This is a genomic window from Alkalibacillus silvisoli, from assembly GCF_039521975.1.
In the GTDB taxonomy this organism is placed as follows: domain Bacteria; phylum Bacillota; class Bacilli; order Bacillales; family Alkalibacillaceae; genus Alkalibacillus; species Alkalibacillus silvisoli.
Window position 1 is genome coordinate 186033 of the sequence record NZ_BAAACZ010000005.1, and the last position, 17372, is coordinate 203404.

Consider the following 17372-nt stretch of genomic DNA (forward strand, 5'->3'; position numbering starts at 1 on the left):
TTACAAACTACATAACTTATTAAAATGTATGCTCTCATTACTATTAAATTCAACAAGTTGAAAACCTGTCTCAACGCTTATCACTTGTTTATAAAAATGTGTGTTATCCTAATTCTGACGGTGTAGTTGTTCATACTTCTTCCAACGAGCAAAAATTGTTTCTACAGGCTCTTCATCTCGACACTTTTCACATAAACAACTAACGACGCGGTACACACCTATACCATCATATTCCCATTTCGCCCCATGACCATTACACATGCCTCTTCTCCCTTCTTCTATAATCTTCGGCACTTACTGTGACGACTTCAGTCTGATTCATTACACGAGAAAAATTTCGCTCATTTAACTTCGCTAATAAATCTCGACTCGACAAATTCGTCGTATAGATCGTTGTCTTACCAGCCCGACTATCTAACACTTCAAAAATTTTCGACTGCGCCCAATTATCTACACCTTGCTTCACATTCATATATTCAGCACCAATATCATCAAGTACAACTAATTCGACCTTTTGAATATAATTAAACAATTCCGCTTCAGAAATAGGCGAATCTTGATTATAAGTTTGCTTAATTTTGGTTAACAATTTAGGTACAGATATAAATAACGCCTCGTATCCTTTTTGCATAATAACTTTCAAGCACGAGACAGCTAAATGACTTTTACCAACGCCGCATGATCCGTGAAGTAGTAAACTTCGCCCATCATCTGGTTTAAAATCGCTTGCGAATTTTTCCATCTTTCCTTTCACTTCAATTAAATGATCATTATATGCATCAAAATTATTAAAATCCGAATAATTTAACGTTTGATTTAAAAATGAATGCTCTTCAAAGAACCGTCTGACTTGCGTTAACTCCTTATTACAATGACGTTCTATCATTCTCCTTATTACCTTTATTTCTTCACAAACACAACCTTTATTGACCAATGTCTTTTCACCTTTCTTCGGTCCGATCGCGATTGTTATATTATATTGTTCAATCTGCTTTCCACATTCTTCGCACGTAAATGATTTCACGAATTCCTCTTCAATATTTAGTTTCAGAAGAGCTTTTTCAAGTGACATTAAATGACCTCCTAAAATCCGTATGCGTATTGGTCTTGTTTAAATAATTTATTTTGCATTTTTAATTGATTAAATTGTTGTTCTGTTTCCTTTTTCGTATCACCATCGTTCACCTTATGGTTCTGCTGATTGTGCTTAGGTTGAGTTGAATACTTTTCAGTCGGGTAATTCAACACAGTAAATAATGTTCCTTCTATTGTGTGTTCGACTGAAATTAATTCAAGCTTCACGAGCCGTTTGATTGTGCGATTAATCGTACTTTTAGATACTAATGTTGTCCCTCGCCCTGCCTTATAACGTAAATCCTCTTGTAATTTGGAGTAGGATCTAATATATTGACCACGCTTTAACACGATACCTCCATACTTGAATTGTTCTTGATGACTTGCTTTTAATAACAAAAAAGTATAAAGCCTAAAGGCCAAGAGATCTGTCCAAACTTCCTCTTCTAACAAGTTTCTTTCTAACTTGACCCAACCTGTCATAATTACAACCTCCCTTCCATCTATGATTCAATCTGTTCTCACTTTTATAATCGAGAACGAAGGAGGAAAGGTGTTAAAAAATTTCAAAATCATTTAATATGAAATAAGAAGTGATGGAAAGTTGTGGAGGTAGTGTCATGGCAACAACTTATGTTAATTGGGGAAAATCACGCGTTAAACTAACCTGGCAAGCTAGTGATCAACTCCCAGATGGCTCTTTAATTACGAGTGTTCATGGATTTTGTTTTAATAAGCATGGAAAGTTACTAATGGTTGATTTAAACGACCGGGGATGGGATTTTCCTGGCGGGCACATTGAGAAAGATGAAACGCCATTACAATGCATTAAACGGGAAGCTTATGAAGAAGGTTATGTAAGTGGTGATTGTCTTCTGATCGGCTCAGTTATCGTTGATCATACTAACAATCCTAATTTTAACCCAGACGGACCATACCCCAAAGTAGGCTATCAAGTGTTTTATCGCATGGATATTAAAACGACCCATCCATTTAAAGCAAATTATGAAGCAAAGAGACGTACATTTATTGACCCAACTGAGGTGGCTAATTACTATCCGAACTGGCATGTTGTTTATCAATCTGCCATGAGGAGGTGCATATTTAGAAGGGGCCGGTGATCACTGTCTTTTACACAAGATAAACACTAACCCACGTGCGGTCGAGTTTGATAAAAATTCAAGCCAGAAAATATATAGCGACAAACCTATATTACGTTCAGCAACCCTATGGTGGTAATTTCGTGGCATTACCCAAAAAATTTTGCGGTGATGCCTAACGCATCACCGCAATCCACTCAATTTCACGATTCTCGATTAGATTCGTCTGGATGAATCTCTTGCTCTTTTACTTCATCTACTTCATCCTGATTTTCACCAGAACGGATGACGGTATGTGTATTTCCACGATTGACAAGGTCTGTTAGTAGCTGATTAACATCTAAGCCTGTTAATTCTTTTAATGGTTCTTGAATTTGAGTCATCGTGTTCGTAATCGATTGGCCGTAAGTAGACACACCGCCTTGACCACTTCCTGTATCAATCACTTTAACTGACTCGATATTCGATAGTGGTTTAGCAATTTCTTTCGCATATTCTGGCAGCATCTCAATTAATTTCTCAACAATAACAACTTCTCCATGCTTTGAGATCGCTTCTGCTAACAAGCGCTTCGACTCAGCTTCTGCCTCACCTTTCTTCCGAATAACCTCAGCTTCTGAAATACCTGCTTCACGCTTAATTTTCGCGCGTGTTTCACCATCAATTTCTGCCTTCTTCGCATCTGCCTCTGCTTGTTTCGTCACTTCATAGTATTCAGCATCCGCTTTGGCTTGACGCACTTTTGCTTCCTCATGTTCAAGTTGTACTAAACGCTCACGTTCAAAGTGTTGTAGTCGTAATTGTTCTTCTTTCTTCTGAGCATGAAGTTTTAACTCTTGTTCTTGGACTTCTTTATCAAGCCTTGCTTTCTCTAATTGATAAGATTGTTCCGATTTCGCGCGGGCTCTTTCTGTTTCTTCTTTAATTCCCGCATCATTTAAGTCCTTTTCTTTTTTCGATTCAGCAATTTCAATCTGACGTTCAAATTCTTGCTCTTTCGCTTCTTGGTCGTTGTTTGCACGGTGAATCCGCGTCTCTTTATCCGCATCTGACTCAGCTAATTCCGCTTTCTTTCTAATTTGCGCGATTCGTGGTTTTCCTATATTCTCTAAATAACCATTTTCCGGGTCCGCATCACGCAGATCTTGTAACCCGAGTGATGTAATTTTAAAGCCCATTTCATCTAGTTGACGTTGGGCGACTTTCGTTACTTGTTTATTAAACTCTTCACGGTCTTCATTAATCCCCTCAACAGTCATTTTCGACAAAATAGCACGCAAATTCGCATTCAACACTTCTGAAATTTCATCTTGGATTTCTTTTGGCTTTTTCCCTAAAAATTGTTCAGCGTAAATCGCAATTCCTCGTAGTGTATCAGCTACTTTCACCATCGCTACAGCATCAGCAATGATCGGCACCCCACCATTCGTATACACGCGGGGCGTTGTAATCTTAAGCTGAAAGGCAGTCAGATCAACAGGTGTAGCAGTCTGGTGCATTCTTAATAAATGCCCACCACCACGAATAATTTTCATCGAACGTCCCTCTTCATCTGTGAAAATATTCGTCTCCTTACTCGGATTACCTAAGCGAGGCCCTGCAATAATAAGCGCTTCATTCGATTTCGCCGTCCGGTAGCGAAACTTCATCCACACCCACCATAGTAAACCTATGATCGCCGCAGTCACTAACACCGGAACTAAAAACATAAAAAATGCGATAATCTCCATCCAAACCCTCCACATTTACAGTTAACGAACCTTTTAAATATAACCAGTGAATTAGTTGTACTTATTTTGATAACACTATCTGACTTACCAAATAAATCCACTCACTTCACCTTATTAGTAAAAAGACAAAATATGCTCAGCAAATATTAATAAAAGGACTGTACTGCACTTATGAATTTAAGGGGAATTCACATAAAAAAACAGCAACCACTATGGTTACTGTCTAAAACCCCTTTAACGTATATACATTTTCCACTTGTGCAACTCCCTTGTAAACGGGTAAGTAAACTCAACAAGTGAAGGGAAAGCGGAGGATCTAACTAATCGACCAGACAACCATTTCAAGCCAAGGAACACTCCTGTTACAAGTGGAATGAACCGTAACCTAAATCTAGGCCTACCTCTTCTTGTAAACCCTGCTAAATCGCTTCGGTCAAATCTATCCCACATATTATTACCCAGCCTAAGCAAAAAGGGAACGATCAACGAGGTTTTGAAAAAACGTTTTCGCCTACCCATCTTAGAATACGCGAAATAAGACATTAAAACGACCAATAATACCATGACTCTTGATTGATTCATATCACCAGCTCCTCGTACTCCATTTTTCCCTTAATGCCTTATAATATGTACCTTTACCTACTCTTTACATACTGATCTTGAAAGGCTTTTGTCGTCGTTAAAGAAAATAGTAAAATCAATTCAAGAAAATTATCATAAACACCTGTTTCAACAGGAGATGGACTTAGCATCCCTGCAGTCATGAAAAAGACGCCAATTAAATACCAAAACCAATTTTGAATCCGTCCGACATAGATTGATGCGATTAACAACGCTACACTTACGACTATCACCATAACTGGAAATCCAGCACCATGACTAGCATCAGTGTAAGCTAATACACCATTGTAAACATAAGACTCTAACGTCATCCCAAACACTTCTGTTACTAATCCATAAACGATTAATAGCACCGTTACACCCAAGACACCCCACACCACTGCTCGCTTTTTCACCCAGTTGACTCCAGCTCGCCTCATCGTATCCCATGCGTAAAGTAACAACAGCGGCGTTACAATTGCATGAAGCCAGAATCTAATTTCACTTAAAAATTCTAATCGCACCCCTTCTTTAAAGAACTTTCCAAAAGCTAACAAAGCATTATCATAAACCAAGGCTAAGATGACAAGGATGATTACATTTGACACAACAAACCAACCGTTACGATATGCTAAACCAATCGCAACAATGAGCAAGCATGTATGAAAAATCATAATTAAGAAAAATAAAATCATATCCATGTTAATTTCCCCTTTTTAAATGTCCCCCTTACCATTGTTGCCAACTTTAACATAAAGAAAACGCCGAGAATTACAAGTTCTTAAAGTCGTCTAAGGAGTAGCTATACAATAAAAAAGACCAACTCTAAACGAATTGGTCTTTTTAATGTTATTCGTATTCTTTTTCAAATGTTTTCGTGCTTCTTACTGTATCAATGTGACGCACCTTTTGTTCTATTTGTTCACGTTGGTTTTCTAAAAATGGTGGTAATGCTAAATTCTCACCTAACGTTTCATATGGTTCATCTCCCATAAATCCAGGTCCATCTGTTGCAAGTTCGAATAAAATTTGCGGAGCTACACGTGCGTATAGTGATTGGAAGTAAAAACGATCAACTAGACCTGAATTAGGTAAGTTAATATTGGAGTACCAATCCACCCACTTATTAAGTTCATTCTCATCAGCTACACGAAACGCAGCATGGTGAACGGTGCCATAACCTTGTCTTGCTTGTGGCAGAAGCGTGTTATGTTCAACAATGACTCGAGCTCCATTACCACCCTCACCTACTTCAAAAAGGTAAAGTGAGTCGTCTTTATCCACTTCTTTAAATGAATATACACGCTCTAAAATAGTCTTCATCCGCTCAAAATCTGATATACGAATGTGAATTGGGCCTAAACCAGTAATTGCATATTCTAGTGGAATCGGCCCGTCTTGCCACGGCGTACCAGAAGCCACTCCGCTGTCATGCTCATCTGAAATAAGCTGATACTTTTGGTCATCAAAGTCAACAAACGGTAAAACCTTTTTCCCAAACAAATCTTGTATGCCTTGATGTTTCACTTCGAGACGATCAAATCGTTTTAACCAGTAGTCTAATGCCGCATCACTCGGTACACGGAATGACGAACGATAAATCTCATCCGTTCCATGACTCCCCTTTGGAATTCCAGGAAAATCAAAGAATGTCATATCCGTTCCTGGACTCCCTTTGTCATCTGCAAAAAATAAATGATACGTCTGAATGTCGTCTTGGTTAACGGTCTTCTTTACTAAACGCATGCCTAACACATACGTAAAAAATTCATAGTTTTTCTCAGCACTGCTTGTAATGGCTGTGATGTGGTGTAACCCTCTTAAGCCTTCCATTGTTCAACCTCCACTCTAAAATATCTTGAATTCAAAACAATTATAACAAATAATTATTACTTTGACTTGAATTACGCTTAGTATCCCAAGAACGACTGACATTTAAGGTAATGTTCATACGCGAATTTATAGTTGGTATATTATATCAGTTAACACTAGGTATTTTAACGATTCTCAGCATTTACCTAGTAGCTAATCGAGATGACAGACGCTCAATTCATGATTTACTTGCCAAAACATTTGTGACAAACCATCGAGCTGATTAAAACATATCCTTGTCCATCCATGCATATGTTGTACTACTATGTTTGAAGGAGTTGACACGTATGAATCGGACAACTTGGCTTTCGGCAGTTAATGGAGTTGCCCTAGGCTTAATGATCTTATTCAATTATTGGGCCAACGCATTACCACTGAATAACCAAACGACTGGAGAAATTTCTGATCGATTAAATATTTTATTTACTCCTGCAGATTATACGTTTTCGATTTGGGGACTTATTTATTTAATATTAATCATCTGGGTCGTCATGTTGTTTCTAAGCCCTCAAGGTGCGAAAGTGACTAATGAAATCGGCATTTGGTTTGTCATCAGTTGTGCATTAAATATGAGCTGGTTATTTTTCTTCCATTATGAATATTTCTTTCTCTCACTTATTGTTATGTTCATGTTGCTATATAGTTTATTCATCATTTACAGAAGGTTACTCTCAGAGGATTTTTGGCTATTATGGCGTATACCCTTCTCTATTTATCTAGCTTGGATTTCAGTTGCGACCATCATCAATATCGCCATTGTCTTTAGTGCTCATCACCTTCATCTTTTATTGACACCAGAAGCTTGGACGGTACTATTCATTTGGTTGTCAATGATTTGGGCGCTTTGGTTTATGTATCAAAGAACAGACCTGCTCTATCCTGCAGTTTTCATCTTTTCGCTCATTGGAATTGCTAATAACCGTCCTGAGTACCCAGAAATTGCCTTTAGTGCATGGGCAATGGCTGGAGTACTAGTCATTGTGTTACTATACCACCTTACTCCGATGGTTTCAGATCTATCTAAACTAAAGAAATAAGCGCTAGCAATTTCACTAGCGCTCAACCTTACATTTGATTTAAAACATCCGGCTCGTCGACACCAGTTCTAACGTTAATTGCTCTGTCGTACGGGCCGTAATTAATGACTAAATAGGCGTCTCCTTCATACGCGAATTCATCAACCAAAGTCCCTTCATAGCGTTCAAGCGTTTCAACATTAATATAAGCATTTTTTAAATCATCAAATGATAGATTTAACGAACTCTCAATTCGTTCCATTTCATAGCCAGCGAATTTCCAGCTGTCTTCTTTCTCAAAGAATAGATGATATTCTGTCGTTTCTTTGTAAGCAACATCACCTAATTGGATAAAGTTTAACGTAAACGAATCTTCTTTCATATTTTTCACATCAAGTAAAATATTTAAATCAGCAGGTTGAAGGACAGCTAAATAATAGTGATAAATGAAAAATTCTTTAAAATATAATTCACTCCACTTGTCTAATACAGAGCTTGTGATCAATGAGTTAAGCTCTTCTTTAACAGTTTCTACCGCCTCATCATACTGTTCGGTGCCTTCTTCTAGTTGAAACCAGTCCATGTGATGATCTACTTGAAGCTGTTCCATTGTATGTATACATTCATTTAATACTTCTTTAGCAACCTGACTGGCTTCATCTACTGTTAAGTCTGAACCTCGCTCATGACTATGATCCTCAGTCTCTGACGTATCATCTTGTTCTTCAGCATTTTCAACGAGTGAATCTTGTTGATCTATAGTATTTTCATCGTCTTGTTCATTTAACATGAACCTTATCTTTTCATAGCGTTCGCCTTCTAATTCAAGGTGCTCTGCTGCAATTTCTGTGTCAACTTCCTGACATCCAACTAATACCATGACGAGAATAATTAATAAAACGAACTGCTTCATTTATTGCACCTCTTGTTACAATTTTTTCAAGTTCATTATATTAATAAAATTAGAAAAAGTCTATAAGTTTGACTAATATTTTCTATTAAACTCAGTTTTTGAAAGATCGTGACGTAAATGTTTTGTTCGATCCTTTTACCCTTCTCCTTTTAAATCTTCTAATATTCCTTCTAACTGATCACGTTCTTCTTGTATAAGATCATCTACCATTAAACTTATACGCGAGTCATCCTCAACGCTAAGCACTTGACCCTCCCCTTCTAACTTCAACATATAAAGGAGTAAGGCATCGAGTTGAAGGTTAGTTTTTGAGACACCGTCCAACTGTTTTTCCGCTATACGCCTCAACAATTCCGCTTCTTTCTTAGTCATCTTGCTCCTCCTTTGATAAAGTCCCACCCGAGATATTAAACTGATTAATGGCCGGTGTACCACTTGGCATCTGATCAGAATACGTAAAACCTAGCATCGTTGCTTGATAAGAGCGGTCACCTTGCCACTTTAGTTGGAAATTAGAGAAGGACAATTGTTCATCTGGTTGTATCGTGACTTCTTGAGACGGCTTTAACCAAATTTCGTTATTTTGCTCTGAGTGATGAATTCTCTCCCATTCACCTTGGGTTTGCCTTCTAATCTGGTTATTAGAATTAGAATCAGAACGAGCACTTACATATTTTCCAAAAAACTCAAACGGATGGTCATCTGAAAACTTAAAGCAAATATATGGGGCTTTAATCGGTTTAGAACCTATATTTTGAATATGATACGATCCAATGGCTAAATGCTCGCCTCCTAAGTCATCCATACTCAACGAAAACGTGAAATAACTTAAAACATCGTGTTCTTTTTTCACAGTTTGGTCAATTAAACCTTTTATTTCTTGAAAATATTCCCTTCGACTCTCACGCCACTTTTCAATCTTTTCAAGACTTGAGGTTTTCATATGGTCATTCACCCTTTCATATAATGAATATAACTTGAGGAATTAAGAGGGCTCCACTTATAAAATGTATGTTTAAAATAATTAATTATGACTGTCACGATCTATATATCAATCCATATCAACCTACACAATTATGTTAATAGATTAATAAAATAAATATATGCACATGAGAGGTGGTCTTTTCATGCAATATCGATTATTTAATACAAAAGAGGTAGAGAAATTACAGGAGCGGTTAAAGCTTTATGAAAATATGTTTCAAGATTTTTATGAAAGTGAAGCATTCGAAGACTACTTACTCATGAAACAGGAAATGTATGCTTTAAAAAAACAAATCGTAAAAATTGAAGGGGTTTTGAAAGTGGTGAATGAACATCAACAAGAACAAGACCAGAAAATAGATGCTCAAAAATCTGGTCAATCAGAAGAATTAGAAGCGATTTTACGATTGCTTCATGAAGTGAAGTCTGAGTTGGTCTCGATGAAAGATCAATTACCAATAGCCACTGAACAGCCAAATGAAACTGAGGATCATACATCAGCTGACATAGAAGTTTCAATAAATGAAAATGAAGACGAACTAGAAGAGCAGAGTCAACAAGAATCTACACAAGAAGAACCTATAGCACAAACACAACAAACTCAACCTAAAGAGACATCACCATTCTTACTACAAGCTAAACAAATGGCACAACAAAAACAACAAACTCAACAAAATCAATACGAACAACAACAAACACCTAGACAAACACAACCATCACAACCAAAGCCAAGAACACAACAAAATAGGCATAGGCCTTCTGAATTTAAACAGTTACAAAACTTAGTCCGCTCAAATGGAACAGGATATATTCAACCAGACCAACCAACCAATCCTAAACCGTCTAACCAACTACCAAGTCCATCACGATCACCTGCACGATTTAAAACGCGAGTGGGCACAAGTCAACCAGCACAATCCGGTAAAAACCACTCATTTAAACCAAGAAATCACCCGAGTAGATTCGACCAAATCCAACCGCGCGCCAAAAAAAGGAAGAAAAAAAGAAGACCAGCCTATCATGAACAACACCAACCTAACCCAACCAATCAATCAGAACCTGCCACACAAGCACAACCCACTAAACAACCAGAATCAAAACCAACACCAACCAATAACCAACAATCAACCAATTCAACCAATAACCAACAATCAATCAATCAACAGCAACACAACCAATCCAACCAAGAACCGCAATCTAATAACCAGCAATCATCTAATCAAAATTCAGTACTCGAAAACCTTTTACTCTCACCATTCTTCAGGAAAAAATAATAAATTTTATCATTAAAGTATGATCAACTCAAGCTACAAGGCTATTATATTGAACATTATGATTCTCATGTCCCATACCCAATTGTCATTGAGTCTCAATAATCGCCCTAACATTACAAGGGAACAAAGACTATGATAATGTATAACAACTTAGGAGTGATCTTATGCGAGCCAAAAGCTCAACAACTCATTTAAAAAAACTGCGCGCAACAACAAAGCCTAATAAAACATATCGTGGCGTTAAGGGACGTCGTCGTGGTGGCTGTGGGTGCAGTGGTAAATAAATCAATCACTTTGTGCTCCTCTACTATTTTAGAGGAGCTTTCAATTGAAGAGATTGGGTAATGAATCTAAAACTTTCACTATAAAAACTTGACGACAAAATATAAATTAACTAGAAACTTATGCTTATACACTATACTAAGTGACAGATCACACATATGGTGAAGTATATGGATCGAATAAAACTTAACGGAGGTGTTAATGTGAAATATATCAAACCTAAACAGCCAGTTGACTGCCCAGAAGTGTTATGTATAAACACAGAAAAAGTTTATGACTGGATCATTAACGAAGCAAGTTTCGATTTAAATATAATCAATGAAGATCTCCCAAATGGTATTACATGTGATGATTTTGATGAGGATGAAGTGACATGTGAAGTCATGCCTGCTGAAACCGACCCGATTGAAATCTTGAATGTCGAGGATCGAGATTTTATCATTGACGGGATAGAAGTAGAATTACAAGTCGTCACTATCCGTAAAAACTTTTTCGTTATTCTTACTTTCCCAACAGACAATGGTAACGGTGATGTAGAGTTAGAGCTTGAATTTTCAAGAAGTGAGCAAGTCGTGCTTTGTGCTCCTGAAGGCACAGAGATTGATGTCACTTATACGGAATTGGATTGCTTTGTCGTATCGTTCGATTGCGAAGTGGGTGATACAGAAGAAGATGATACATTTGATGCGCTACTTTCGGTTAGACTTTGCCAAAGCATTCAATCTGTCTTCCCTGTCACATTAGAGGTTGAAGCAGACTTCTGTGTACCACGCGATGAATTACCAGTAGGACCCTGTCCGATCCCAATTATACCTCAACAATGCCCTACATTATTCCCAACAGGTAGCAACCAACTTAATACAAGGGCTAATCAAAGTGACGATTTTACTGAATATGAAGTTAGTGTTGCAGCTAACATAGAACTTGAAGGTACTGAAGACATTAATGATACACAAATCGAGTAAAAACCACCTCTTAAGGTGGTTTTTACTTAATTCTTGAAACAAGATTCACATTAGAAACAACGACATTTCTTTTTTTCATATTAGCAAGTTGGTAATCCCACTCAGAGAGTCTAGTAGCATGATTTTATGAACGTCATTCAACACTCGTACATTGGCATATCAATACTCATAATTGAATATGTTTTTAAAGAACATCGATAAGGAGATGACATCTTATGAATAAGAACCACTTTTTAGACAGTGCGAAGTTTGAACATCTATTTTGGCTTCAAGTGTTAGGTGATCATGCTATATTTATCCGGGACTCTCTCTCTCCTACTGAAGAAGAAGATATTCAAATTGCCGAACAACTAATTGAGCGATTTAATGAATTAATCGATCGTTCTAGAAGATTAAGAGAAGGTCAAGTCATACCTTTCACACATGAAGCAGCTGAAGCAACAGAGCGTATGCAGAGCTACAAGCTGTCGATTATTACAAGACAGTTGGTAGGCGATATCAGCATACACCTGTCACCGACTTTTTTAAATCACATGGTTAATGAACTTCAAGAATACCAACACGTGATGAAATATTTAAGTGAAGGGCAGTCGCCGCCGATTTTTCATGAATTACATCATCATTTAGTATGGTTACTTGATGCTTCCGGTCATGCTGGTGCAATTAATGACGAATTAGATGCTGTTGAAAACAGGTTAAAAGAAAAAAGCGATGATTTTAAAAAGCACTTCGATCAGTTTTACATAAAAGCAGTGGAGTTGACAGGTTATTTGCGTACAAACGTCGAAAGCTTCCCTGCTCTTGATCGATTTAATAGTGATGTCGAAGTCGAACTCAATTTATTTAGAACATTCTTAAGTGAAATTGAAGAAATGGAACTTTCTAAAACCGTTTTGAGCACTTTTTCAGAATTGATGGCAGATCATATGTACCGGGAAGAATGCTATTACCTAATGAAGCTTGCTGAATCATCTAATACTAACATGCCTGATTGTGACCCAACTGCATCAAGAGTGGATGGGTGAATAATAAATATGGAACCCCTCCCTTACTGTTTAAGCAAGGGAGAGTTTCTATTAACCTCTCTTATTTCACAATCATAACTGTAAACATTTTTGTTAATGAGTTTTTTCAACTAAAACTGATCATACCAGTAACTCCAAGGATTCTTAGCTGGCGGATTTGAAATGAAAACTTTTTCCTCCTTTAAAGTCGGATGTTCTAAACCTAATTGATGTGACCAAAGCGCAATCTGTTGACCAGGCTTGTTCACTTTCGCCCCATATTTTTGATCACCATAAAGCGCACACCCGATATTCGCGAACTGCACACGAATTTGGTGCGGCCTGCCTGTATGCAGGTTAACTTTTACTAGCGTTAACCCGTTATGATAGCCCACCACATCGTAATCTAAGACCGCCTTTTTCGCCTGTTTATAATCCTTAGATGTGACATACACTTGATTTTGACGTTTGTCTTTATACAGATAATCTTCTAATCGCGCTTGTTGCTGTTCTGGAAAACCGCGTAAAACAGCGAAGTATTGCTTCGTAAAAGCATGGCGGCGCACTTGATCCGATAGCCGTGATGCTGCTTTAGACGTTTTCGCATACACCATCACACCACCAACCGGGCGATCTAACCTATTTACAAGCGCAAGATAAACATTCCCTGGCTTCTCATCACGCTCTTTAATAAAAGTTTTTAACATTGATAGCAAATCGAGATCCTGCGACTGATCCTCCTGCACCGGTACATTAACAGGCTTCTCCACAACTAGTAAATGATTATCCTCAAAAATAATTTTAAAATCTTCCATTATTCAAACCCCTTTAACTCGGTTGTTGTTCCCTCATGATAGCATAGTTTGGAGTGAAGGGCAGTTGATCGTTTGTCCGACACCTATTCTCTCGCGTCCGACATTAACTCCACTTTGTCCGACAATTATTCCCTCGCGTCCGACATTAACTCCACTTCGTCCGACAATTATTCCCTCGCGTCCGACACTAACTCTGCTTTGTCCGGCAATTATTCCCTCGCGTTCGACATTAACTCCACTTCGTCCGGCAATTATTCTCTCGCTTCCGACACTAACTCCACTTTGTCCGGCAATTATTCTCTCGCGTCCGACATTAACTCCACTTCGTCCGACACTTATCCCCTCGCGTCCGACACTAACTCTGCTTTGTCCGGCAATTATCCCCTCGCGTCCGACATTAACTCTGCTTCGTCCGGCAATTATTCCCTCGCGTCCGACAATTCCCCCTTTTCCAGGTACTATCGACTAAGTATTTATAATTCTTACAATAATAAAAGGTCCTATCAACCCCTCCATATGATTCATAAGGTTTGATAAGACCTATTAAAGATTTCTACTTAAAAAGATAATCAAAACTTGTATGATAGTTAAAATCTAGTATATATTTTCTCATATTCGTCTTGCCAATCGATTCAAAGTTCTGCTGCTTTAATAGATATTTTGATAAGCTAGATGAATTAATTCTAAAAAATGACCGTAACTCCTTGTTTGTAATCTCACTCCCTACTAATAAATAGAAATCTCTAAATCCATGCACGTGTGCATCGGTGCTTCTAATTTGACAGCGGCGACACTGCCACCTGCAACGAGTTCTTATCATTGGTAGGGCACCACAATTTGGGCAAAAGACCCCGCGTATATAGTCGTTAGTCGTCACTCGGTAATTTTGCATGACATTAAAATCTTTAAAAACATGGCGTTCCTTTAATGTATGAGCAAGCCGGGAAGCTCTGTCGACTGACATCACAGCTTGTGAATATTTACTTGAGATTTCACGGATTTTCTGAGTTAAAAGTGAGATTGGTATAACTTGCTGGCGGTGTTTTTCAGATGAAATATCGAGGATTCCTTTAGAGTTAGCCATCACGACTAAGGTTTCAATGGGGAGCTTGGGAGCATTCAAAAAGCTAAGCCATTGCTTTAGTTGTTGTTTTTGCTCCTCCACTTGAATGAGTGGGTCATCATATGTGTGTGTGTCACCATCAACTGTTTGGATCAGCTGATTGTAAGTTGGATTATACGTAATGATTCCAGCCAAATTTTTCACTTCTAAAATTAAAGCAAACCGGTCCGTAAGAATGAAGGTATCCATTTGAAAATAATTTTTAAAAAGGCGTAAGCGTAGGTCGTGTAAAATGAAGTGAGGAAAGTCAAGCTTACTAAGAGGGTAATCAACACGGAGCTCGCCTGCGTAGCCAGATTGTTCGCGGTACAAGTCAGTCTCAATTCTATTAAAGTCTACGTGGCGTTCATAAAGGCGACGACGTGCGGCTAGTAACTTAATTAATTTAGCAGGTATTTCGTGTTGTTTCACAATCAAAGAACATCACTCCTTATTCAATTTTCAAAATATATTATACCACAGGTTATGCTACAATTTTACACAAGAACAATATAGGAGTGTTAGTTTTAAAATGATCGGTTTAAGATGGCAACTGAAGAATACAACCAACGGACAAATCAAAGAGCAAATGAATAATCACCATAGAATAGGGGAATTAGTGTAATAGCTTGTGACACAACTTATAGACTGTGACGTCTAATATAGTGAATTTAGAATCGGAGGCAATAGACATGTCTAAAAAAGAAACCGTTTCCGACTGGTTTTACCAATATAACCACGATGTTTATAACTTTCTGATTTATTATACGGGGAGAAGGGATCCTGAAGACCTCGTTCAGGAAGTTTTCATTAAAGCGATTAAAGGGTTAGACAAATTTGATGGAAAATCCAGTCCAAAAACGTGGCTTTTTAGCATTGCGCGAAATGTCGCAATTGACGACATCCGGAAGTTAAAACGCCGCGGGATGGACCAAAATGTAGATTTAGATGAGGCTTATAACATTGGACATCATATAACACCTGATAAAATCGTTCAAGAAGATGAAGAAAAGCAAGAACTATATAAAGCGATCAATTCACTTAAATCAAATTACCGAGAAGCCCTTATTTTACGCGGGATAAAAGAATTATCCGTCTCTGAAACTGCATCCGTATTAAATTGGTCAAACCAAAAAGTAAGAACCACCTATTCACGAGCCCTGAAAGCTCTTAGGGAAGCCCAAGGAGGATTTCAAAATGAATGATTTTAACGATAAAAAACTAGAAAAGCAATTGAAATCTTTCCCTAAACATCATATGAGTGATGAACAAATTGAAAACATGCATGCTGAGCTCATGAAAACAGCTGAACAATATGACCAAAAAGACAGAAGGAGGATTTTCATGCGACGTATAGCTGTTGGCGTGACGACGGCTGCAGCAGTTGTGTTAATCGCGTTTATGGGGATTAGTTTCATGGGAGATGACCACGCTAACGAGCCGATGATAACTCAAGAATCAGCGGATTTTGACAATGGTGAGGCTACGACTTTTGAAAATCGAGAAGAAGAAGCACCTGAAGAAGAAGGAACAGATGAAAGCGCAACAGAGAATGAAACAACACGTGAAGAAACTGAATCACAAGATCGAACTGAACAAACTGAGCAAGATTCTGAAGCGATTGTAACCGAGCAATCCGATGAAATTATCGAGCATTTAGCAAATGAAAATTACAGCGCTATTGCTGATTACATTCACGAAGAAAGAGGGCTGCTCTTCTCGCCTTATGTTAACGTTAGTGATGACGACCTCATATTTGATGCGGATGAAGTTGCTAATTTCGAAACAGATGACAATATATATGAATGGGGCATTGAAGATGGTAGAGGTGAGCCAATTGAGCTAACGCCAATGGAATATCATGATCAATATGTATTTCAACACGACTATACGAACCCTGATGAGCGTTTAGTTGACGCATTTGAAGATCGTAGCTCAATGGAAAACAACATTCAAGCATACTTCAAAGAATCTCACGTTGTTGAGTACTACGTTGAAGGCTCTGATGAATATGAAGGCATGGACTTCGGCTCAATCAACCTTGTATATGAAGAAAATACAGAAGGTGAATGGAAGCTTATCGCAATCGTTAATGAAGAATGGACGATATGAAAAGGTTTCTGGTTGAACCACTAAACCAAGTATAGAATGGACTCCCCTCCATTCTATACTCTTTTTTAATTGGTAGTCTGATATCTGACTACCAGCTCCATCTGGCATAAACAAATAATTTCATCCGACATTAACCCCACTTCATCCGACAATTATTCTCGCTCGTCCGACATTAACCCCGCTTCATCCGACAATTACTCTCGCTCATCCGACATTAACCCTGCTTCATCCGGCAATTATCCACGCTCGTCCGACATTAACCCTGCTTCGTCCGACAATTATTCACGCTTGTCCGACATTAACCCCGCTTCATCCGACAATTACTCTCGCTCATCCGACATTAACCCCACTTCATCCGACAATTATTCTCGCTCGTCCGACATTAACCCTGCTTCATCCGACAATTATTCACGCTCATCCGACATTAACCCTGCTTCGTCCGACAATTATTCTCACTCGTCCGACATTAACCCCGCTTCATCCGACAATTATTCACGCTTGTCCGACATTAACCCTGCTTCATCCGACA

General features: G+C 38.2%; 18 protein-coding genes and 1 pseudogene. 8 read left to right on the plus strand and 11 right to left on the minus strand.

Features of this window, described 5'->3' with window-relative positions; translation table 11 throughout:
• Window positions 1-108: 108 nt before the first annotated feature.
• Genes ABDZ63_RS03165 through ABDZ63_RS03175 form a run of 3 tightly spaced genes read right to left on the minus strand, consistent with a single transcriptional unit; the run spans window position 109 to window position 1557 of the window.
• Entirely contained in the window at window positions 109-261 is a 153-nt protein-coding gene (locus ABDZ63_RS03165; protein WP_343781718.1) for a hypothetical protein, read from the minus strand.
• On the minus strand, window positions 254-1072 hold the full coding sequence (locus ABDZ63_RS03170) for an ATP-binding protein (RefSeq protein ID WP_343781719.1): 819 nt from the start codon (window positions 1070-1072) through the stop codon (window positions 254-256). Before ABDZ63_RS03170 ends, ABDZ63_RS03165 begins: the two co-directional genes overlap by 8 nt.
• 11 nt (window positions 1073-1083) lie before the next feature.
• A complete protein-coding gene (locus ABDZ63_RS03175; protein WP_343781720.1) occupies window positions 1084-1557 on the minus strand; it encodes a hypothetical protein in 474 nt (157 codons plus the stop codon).
• Window positions 1558-1694: 137 nt separating this feature from the next.
• Here ABDZ63_RS03175 and ABDZ63_RS03180 point away from each other — a divergent pair, with 137 nt between their 5' ends.
• Window positions 1695-2195 carry an NUDIX hydrolase gene (locus tag ABDZ63_RS03180; protein WP_343781722.1) on the plus strand — a complete coding sequence of 167 codons (501 nt, stop codon included), beginning with the start codon at window positions 1695-1697 and terminating at the stop codon, window positions 2193-2195.
• 182 nt (window positions 2196-2377) lie between these two features.
• On the opposite strand, the gene ABDZ63_RS03185 is transcribed toward ABDZ63_RS03180, so the two are convergent.
• The 3 genes from ABDZ63_RS03185 to ABDZ63_RS03195 all read right to left on the minus strand — a co-directional run bounded on the left by ABDZ63_RS03185 (window position 2378) and on the right by ABDZ63_RS03195 (window position 6337).
• Window positions 2378-3904, minus strand: a complete 1527-nt coding sequence (locus ABDZ63_RS03185; protein WP_343781724.1) for a flotillin family protein — start codon at window positions 3902-3904, stop codon at window positions 2378-2380.
• Window positions 3905-4539: 635 nt separating this feature from the next.
• A complete protein-coding gene (locus ABDZ63_RS03190) occupies window positions 4540-5205 on the minus strand; it encodes a hypothetical protein (protein WP_343781726.1) in 666 nt (221 codons plus the stop codon).
• A gap of 148 nt (window positions 5206-5353) precedes the next feature.
• Window positions 5354-6337 carry a ring-cleaving dioxygenase gene (locus ABDZ63_RS03195; RefSeq protein ID WP_343781728.1) on the minus strand — a complete coding sequence of 328 codons (984 nt, stop codon included), beginning with the start codon at window positions 6335-6337 and terminating at the stop codon, window positions 5354-5356.
• 83 nt (window positions 6338-6420) lie between these two features.
• On the opposite strand from ABDZ63_RS03195, the pseudogene ABDZ63_RS03200 reads away from it, so the two are divergent.
• Together ABDZ63_RS03200 and ABDZ63_RS03205 are read left to right on the plus strand one after the other, a co-directional pair.
• Window positions 6421-6603: pseudogene (locus ABDZ63_RS03200) on the plus strand (RDD family protein); the annotation flags it as partial.
• Between the two features lie 60 nt (window positions 6604-6663).
• Complete coding sequence (locus ABDZ63_RS03205; RefSeq protein ID WP_343781730.1) at window positions 6664-7413, plus strand: tryptophan-rich sensory protein; 750 nt, start codon at window positions 6664-6666, stop codon at window positions 7411-7413.
• Between the two features lie 28 nt (window positions 7414-7441).
• On the opposite strand, the gene ABDZ63_RS03210 is transcribed toward ABDZ63_RS03205, so the two are convergent.
• From ABDZ63_RS03210 to ABDZ63_RS03220, 3 genes are all read right to left on the minus strand, one after another.
• Window positions 7442-8305, minus strand: a complete 864-nt coding sequence (locus ABDZ63_RS03210; protein ID WP_343781732.1) for a hypothetical protein — start codon at window positions 8303-8305, stop codon at window positions 7442-7444.
• A gap of 135 nt (window positions 8306-8440) precedes the next feature.
• Window positions 8441-8677: a hypothetical protein gene (locus tag ABDZ63_RS03215; protein ID WP_343781734.1), complete on the minus strand. Its 237-nt coding sequence runs from the start codon at window positions 8675-8677 to the stop codon at window positions 8441-8443.
• Window positions 8670-9248: a hypothetical protein gene (locus ABDZ63_RS03220; protein WP_343781736.1), complete on the minus strand. Its 579-nt coding sequence runs from the start codon at window positions 9246-9248 to the stop codon at window positions 8670-8672. The genes ABDZ63_RS03215 and ABDZ63_RS03220 overlap by 8 nt, the downstream gene beginning before the upstream one ends.
• A gap of 184 nt (window positions 9249-9432) precedes the next feature.
• On the opposite strand from ABDZ63_RS03220, the gene ABDZ63_RS03225 reads away from it, so the two are divergent.
• The 3 genes from ABDZ63_RS03225 to ABDZ63_RS03235 all read left to right on the plus strand — a co-directional run bounded on the left by ABDZ63_RS03225 (window position 9433) and on the right by ABDZ63_RS03235 (window position 12835).
• Window positions 9433-10563: a hypothetical protein gene (locus ABDZ63_RS03225; protein ID WP_343781738.1), complete on the plus strand. Its 1131-nt coding sequence runs from the start codon at window positions 9433-9435 to the stop codon at window positions 10561-10563.
• Between the two features lie 485 nt (window positions 10564-11048).
• Window positions 11049-11810, plus strand: a complete 762-nt coding sequence (locus ABDZ63_RS03230; RefSeq protein WP_343781739.1) for a BMQ_0737 family morphogenetic spore coat protein — start codon at window positions 11049-11051, stop codon at window positions 11808-11810.
• A gap of 215 nt (window positions 11811-12025) precedes the next feature.
• Complete coding sequence (locus ABDZ63_RS03235; RefSeq protein ID WP_343781740.1) at window positions 12026-12835, plus strand: DUF2935 domain-containing protein; 810 nt, start codon at window positions 12026-12028, stop codon at window positions 12833-12835.
• Window positions 12836-12945: 110 nt separating this feature from the next.
• Here the strand turns inward: ABDZ63_RS03235 and ABDZ63_RS03240 are convergent, their stop codons facing one another.
• Both ABDZ63_RS03240 and ABDZ63_RS03245 read right to left on the minus strand, forming a co-directional pair.
• Complete coding sequence (locus ABDZ63_RS03240) at window positions 12946-13629, minus strand: RluA family pseudouridine synthase (protein WP_343781741.1); 684 nt, start codon at window positions 13627-13629, stop codon at window positions 12946-12948.
• 553 nt (window positions 13630-14182) lie between these two features.
• Window positions 14183-15163 (minus strand): nuclease-related domain-containing protein, encoded by a 981-nt coding sequence (locus ABDZ63_RS03245; RefSeq protein WP_343781814.1) that lies wholly within the window; start codon window positions 15161-15163, stop codon window positions 14183-14185.
• Window positions 15164-15423: 260 nt separating this feature from the next.
• On the opposite strand from ABDZ63_RS03245, the gene ABDZ63_RS03250 reads away from it, so the two are divergent.
• Together ABDZ63_RS03250 and ABDZ63_RS03255 are read left to right on the plus strand one after the other, a co-directional pair.
• Window positions 15424-15936 (plus strand): RNA polymerase sigma factor, encoded by a 513-nt coding sequence (locus ABDZ63_RS03250; protein WP_343781742.1) that lies wholly within the window; start codon window positions 15424-15426, stop codon window positions 15934-15936.
• Window positions 15929-16843 carry a hypothetical protein gene (locus ABDZ63_RS03255; protein WP_343781743.1) on the plus strand — a complete coding sequence of 305 codons (915 nt, stop codon included), beginning with the start codon at window positions 15929-15931 and terminating at the stop codon, window positions 16841-16843. The genes ABDZ63_RS03250 and ABDZ63_RS03255 overlap by 8 nt, the downstream gene beginning before the upstream one ends.
• Window positions 16844-17372: the final 529 nt, after the last annotated feature.